This is a genomic window from Streptomyces sp. NPDC104106 (assembly GCF_055584345.1).
Genome location: NZ_JBVJMF010000027.1, coordinates 122,637 through 126,542, shown reverse-complemented (window position 1 = coordinate 126,542; position 3,906 = coordinate 122,637). Strand labels below are relative to the sequence as shown.

2 protein-coding genes are annotated in these 3,906 nt (G+C 75.1%); both read right to left on the bottom strand.

Translation table 11 applies throughout. The features are described from left to right. Positions 1-224: sugar phosphate nucleotidyltransferase (locus tag ACZ60X_RS39780; protein WP_469609801.1), on the bottom strand; the 224-nt coding region annotated here is incomplete at its 3' end. 133 nt (positions 225-357) lie between these two features. After that, on the bottom strand, positions 358-3,906 hold a 3,549-nt coding region (locus ACZ60X_RS39775), incomplete at its 5' end, for an Rne/Rng family ribonuclease (protein ID WP_469609798.1).

The following is a 3,906-nucleotide window of genomic DNA, read 5'->3' as shown; positions in this document are numbered from 1 at the left end:
GCCGCCTTGCGCTCGTACACGGCCTCCTTGCGGTAGCCGACGATCACCGCGACCTCGGTCAGCCCGATCTCGGCGAAGTTGCCGAGGGTGAGGTCCAGGACGGTGAGGGCGTCCGGTCCGTCCTGCGCGCCTTCGGGCCCCACCGGCACGAGGGCCTTGGGCAGGGTGTCGGTGTAGGGGCGCAGACGCCGTCCGGCGCCGGCCGCCAGCACGAGGCCGATCATGCGGGTTCTCTCCTTTGGGTCACACGTGCGCCGGCGGGCGCGTGGTGCCGGGGTGGGCCCGCGCCGTACGCCCGCCGGAAAAAGGTGTGGTCCTGTCACGGGCGGACAGGACCACACCGGGTACGGCAGCGGGTCAGTCGTCGGTGCCGGAGACCGGACCGGACGGGACCGTCTGCTCGGCCGCCGCGGACTTCCGCGCCGTCGACTTCGCGGCCGTCTTCTTGGCCGTCGCCTTCTTGGCCGTCGTCTTCTTCGCGGCGGTCTTCTTGGCGGCGGTCTTCTTGGCGGCGGCCGTCTTCTTGGCCGCGGTCTTCTTGGCGGCCGTCTTCTTCGCCGGGGCCTTCTTGGCCGCCTTGCGGGCGGTCTTCTTGGCCTGCGCGACCGCCTCGTCGGCGGGCGCCTCTGCCTCCTCGGCCGCCTGGGCCTCCTCCGCCGGGGCCGACGGGACGACCACGACGGCCGTCTCCTCGGACGCGGTCGGCGCGGTGGCCTTGCGCACGGCACGCCGGCGCGGACGGGCCGGGGCGGCGCTCTGTGCGGGCGCCTCCTCGACCGCGGCCGGTGCCACGGCCTCGGGCTCGGGCTCGGCCACCGGCGCCTCGGTCGCGGGCGCGGCCTCGGACACCGTCAGCACGGCCGCCTCGACCCCGGCCGGGGAACCGGCCGGCGCGGACGCCTTCCGGGTCGCACGACGGCGCGTACGGCCCTTCGGCGCGGCCTCTTCGGCGCCCTCGACGGACGCGGCCCCGGTCTCGGCCTGCGGCGCAGGGACCGCCTCCTCAGCGACGGCCACCGGCTCGGCGGCGCGCACCTCGGCGAGGGCCTCCTCGGCCGTGGCCTGCGGAGCGACCGGCGTCACCGCGGCCTCTTCCGTCGGCGCCTCGGCCTGCTCGGTCACCTCGGCACGCTCGGCGGCCCTCCCGGCCCTGGCGGCCTTCTCCGCCTTCGGCGCGCCCGCCGGAGCCGACGCCCGGCGGCTCGCCCGGCGGCGCGTACGGCCACGGGTGGCCGCCGCCTCCGCCTCGGCGACGCTGCTGTACAGCTCCTCGTCCGGTGCGAAGTCGGGCGCGGGCAGGGCGACCGGCTCGGCGATCTCGGCGGCCACCTCGACGGCGGTCTCCACCTCGGGCTCGACGGCCTCGCCGCTCTCCACGGCCACGGCGGCGGTCTCGTGCACGTGCTCGGCCACGTGCTCGTGCACATCGCCGCCCCGGCCGCGCTTCTTGCGCTTGCCGCCACCGCCGCCGGCGACGGCGCTCGGCTGCTCCATGTGCACGATGACACCGCGGCCGTTGCAGTGGACGCAGGTCTCGGAGAAGGACTCCAGCAGGCCCTGGCCGACGCGCTTGCGGGTCATCTGGACCAGGCCCAGCGACGTCACCTCGGCGACCTGGTGCTTCGTACGGTCCCGGCCCAGGCACTCCAGCAGGCGCCGCAGCACCAGGTCCCGGTTGGACTCCAGCACCATGTCGATGAAGTCGATCACGATGATGCCGCCGAGGTCGCGCAGCCGCAGCTGGCGCACGATCTCCTCGGCCGCCTCCAGGTTGTTCCTGGTGACCGTCTCCTCCAGGTTGCCGCCCTGGCCGGTGAACTTACCGGTGTTGACGTCGATGACGACCATCGCCTCGGTCCGGTCGATCACCAGCGAACCGCCGCTCGGCAGCCAGACCTTGCGGTCCAGGGCCTTGGCGAGCTGCTCGTCGATCCGGTACGTGGCGAAGGCGTCGACCTCGGAGGTCCACTTCGACAGGCGCCCGGCGAGGTCCGGCGCGACGTGCGAGACGTACCCGTGGATCGTCTCCCAGGCGTCGTCACCGCTGACGATGACCTTGGAGAAGTCCTCGTTGAAGATGTCGCGCACAACCCGGACGGTCATGTCCGGCTCGCCGTACAGCAGCGTGGGCGCGTTGCCGTTCTTTGCCTTCTTCTGGATGTCCTCCCACTGCGCCTGCAGCCGCTCGACGTCCCGGCGCAGCTCGTCCTCGCTCGCGCCCTCGGCGGCGGTGCGCACGATGACGCCCGCGTCCTCGGGGACGATCTTCTTGAGGATGGTCTTCAGCCGGGCCCGCTCGGTGTCGGGCAGCTTGCGGCTGATGCCGGTCATCGAGCCCTCGGGGACGTACACGAGGTAGCGGCCCGGAAGGGAGACCTGGCTCGTCAGACGCGCGCCCTTGTGTCCGATCGGGTCCTTCGTCACCTGGACGAGCACCGACTGGCCGGACTTCAGGGCGGCCTCGATGCGGCGCGGGCCGCCCGCCATGCCCAGCGCCTCGAAGTTGACCTCACCGGCGTACAGGACGGCGTTGCGTCCCTTGCCGATGTCGATGAACGCGGCCTCCATCGAGGGCAGCACGTTCTGCACCTTGCCCAGGTACACGTTGCCGACGTACGAGGTCGCCTGCTCCTTGTTGACGTAGTGCTCGACGAGCACGCCGTCCTCCAGGACGCCGATCTGCGTGCGCTCGCCGTGCTGGCGCACGACCATCACGCGCTCGACGGCCTCGCGGCGGGCCAGGAACTCGGCCTCGGTGATGATCGGGACGCGTCGGCGGCCCTGCTCGCGGCCCTCGCGCCGGCGCTGCTTCTTGGCCTCCAGGCGCGTCGAGCCCTTGATGGACTGCACCTCGTCGGACGGCTCGCTCGGCTTGCGCGGCTCGCGGACCTTGACGACCGTACGCTCCGGGTCGCCCTCGCCGGGCTCGGTGTCGGCGGCGGTCTCGCCGGCGCGGCGGCGGCGACGACGGCGGCGACGGCTGCTGGAGCTGGAGCCCGCGCCGTCCTCGCCGCGGGCCTCCTCGGCGTCCTCTTCCTCCTGCTCGGCGGTGTCCTCGGCGTCCTGGTCGGCCTGCTCGGCGGCCAGCTCGTCGGCCTCGGCCTCCGCGCCCTCACCCTCGGCGCTCTCACCGCGGCGGCGGCGCCGGCCGCCACGACGGCGACGGCGACGGAGGCCGGACTCCTCGTAGCCCTCGGCGCCCTCGGTCTCGTCGGCCTCCTCGCCCTCGGCGAGGTCCTCGGCCGGCTCGGCGGCCTCCTCGGCCGTCTCCGGCTCCTCGTCCGTGGCGGCGGCCTCGGGTCCCTGCGGCTCCTCGGCGCCGCCCCGACGGCGACGACGGCGGCGCGCACCGGCCTCGGCGCGCTCCTCGGCGTACTCCTCGGGCTCCTCCGTCCCGGCGGCCTCGGCAGCCGCCTCGGCGGCGGCGCGCTCCGGGGTCTGGAACTTGGGCTCGGCGAACACCGGCGCCTGGAACACGGCCACGGCGGGCCGGGCGGGCCTGCGCGACCCCTCGGTCTCGGCGGCCTGCGGCTCCCGCGCGGGAGCGGCGAACCCGGACGCGGCACGCACGACCCGGCGCCGGGCGCGGCGCGGCGCGGCCTCCTCGGCCGGTACCTGGCCGGCGACCTCGGTCCGCGGCTCCTGGGCGGCGGTGGCGGGCTCGGTGGTGTGCGTGGTGACGGGAACCTCCGGGGTGTGCGCGCCCGCAACCTCTTCGGCGGCGGTCTCGGCGGGCGCGGCCGCACGACGGGTGGCCCGGCGCCGCGTACGGCGCGGGCCGGTCTCGTCCGCGGGCGCGTCGGCCTCGGCGGCGGAAGCGGAAACGGCGGCCGGGGCCTCCTCGACGGCCGGAGTCTCCTCGGCGGCCTGCGGCGCACCGGTGGGCGCGGACGCACGACGCGTGGC